2 protein-coding genes are annotated in these 1,436 nt (G+C 66.2%); both read right to left on the bottom strand.

Annotated features, from left to right (window positions below):
* Window positions 1-652: ABC transporter substrate-binding protein (locus VR45_RS40460; protein ID WP_234326664.1), on the bottom strand; the 652-nt coding region annotated here is incomplete at its 3' end.
* A 432-nt stretch (window positions 653-1,084) separates the two neighbouring features.
* The coding region (locus VR45_RS40455) for an ABC transporter ATP-binding protein (RefSeq protein ID WP_045944975.1) at window positions 1,085-1,436 on the bottom strand (352 nt) is incomplete at its 5' end.

The raw sequence follows: 1,436 nt of genomic DNA, 5'->3' as shown, positions 1-1,436 counted from the left end.
TGCCGATCGGGGACTCCTCGAAAGCCTTCTTGTCCTGGAAGAAGGCCTTCGGCAGCGGGTAGAAGGCGGTGTAACCCAGCATGACCTTGAACTGCGAGAACGGGGCGCTCAGCGTGACGGTGAAGGTCTTGTCGTCGATCACCTTCAGGCCCTTGAGCTTGTCGGTGGTCGGCTTCTTGTCCTTGCCCGGGGACAGCTCCTCGGCGCCCTCGATCTTGGAGAAGAAGGGCAGGCCCTCGGCCGCGTTGTCCTGGTTGGCGCCCCAGTTCCACGCGTCGACGAAGGACTGCGCGGTGACCTTCTCCCCGTTGTGGAAGGTGTAGCCGTCCTTCAGCTTGATCGTCCAGACCTTGCTGTCGGGGGTCTCGATCGACTCCGCGACCCGCAGGCCCGGCTCGTTCGTCTTGCGGTCGTACTCGACCAGGCCGGCGAAGACCTGCGCCAGCACCTGGGCACCCTCGGACTCCGCGGTGTTCTGCGGGATCAGACCGTGCTGCGGCTCACCCGACTCGATGCTGATCGAGCCGCCCTTCTTGCCCGACGCGTTCGCCCCGTCCGAGGACTTCTTGCCGCTGCCGGTGGTGCACGCGGAGATCGCGAGCGCGGTGCACGCGGCCAGCGCGGTCCAGCGCATCGTCTTGGTGAGCCTCATTCAACTGCTCCTCGATTTAGGGGCTTGGGAACGAACGGCGCCCCGCCAGTCGGTGTGCCGCGCACGGCGGGGTTCGACATCTCAGGGCCGATCCGCACAGCCGGCGAGGTGACCACTGATACGCGCAGAGCAACTATCGATCACCCGACCCCTTCGGTGGAATCGCCGTCACATCTCTTTTCAATTACATGCCGGGATCAAGCCATGACAATACTCGGCAAATTCCGCCATATCGCGCGCGGAGTCATCGGCTCCGCTTTTCGGATAGCGGACCGATTGCACCGGTATTCGAATATTTACGAAGCGTAATGATCAAATTCGATGATCACCCGTCGGCGTCCGCCGGAATTCCCGCAGGTCGGCGGGTGGACAAAAAGGGAGCGCGCCCTCCAGAAGGAGGACGCGCTCCGCCGACGGGGCAGGGGCCCACTGTCAACCGCTTTCCGACCGTTCGCTCGGGGTCGTCCCCCCGCGCTCGGCCGCGAAATGGCAGGCCGAATCGTGCGCGGCGAGCCCGGACAGCCAGCCCGGCACCGCCAGCAGCGGCACCTCCGTCGCACACCGCTCCTGGGCCAGCCAGCAGCGGGTGCGGAAGCGGCAGCCGGACGGCGGGTTGGCCGGCGAGGGCACGTCCCCCGTCAGCACGATCCGGTCCCGGACCTCGCGCGCCGCCGGGTCCGGCACCGGCACCGCGGACAGCAGCGCCTGGGTGTACGGATGGGTGGCGTGGTCGTAGATCTCCAGATCACTGCCGATCTCGACCATCCGGCCGAGGTACATCACG

Origin of the sequence: Streptomyces sp. NRRL S-495 (assembly GCF_000966955.1) — a bacterium.
In the GTDB taxonomy this organism is placed as follows: domain Bacteria; phylum Actinomycetota; class Actinomycetes; order Streptomycetales; family Streptomycetaceae; genus Kitasatospora; species Kitasatospora purpeofusca.
Note: the sequence above shows the minus strand (reverse complement) of the source record. Positions and strands in the feature narration are given on the sequence as shown.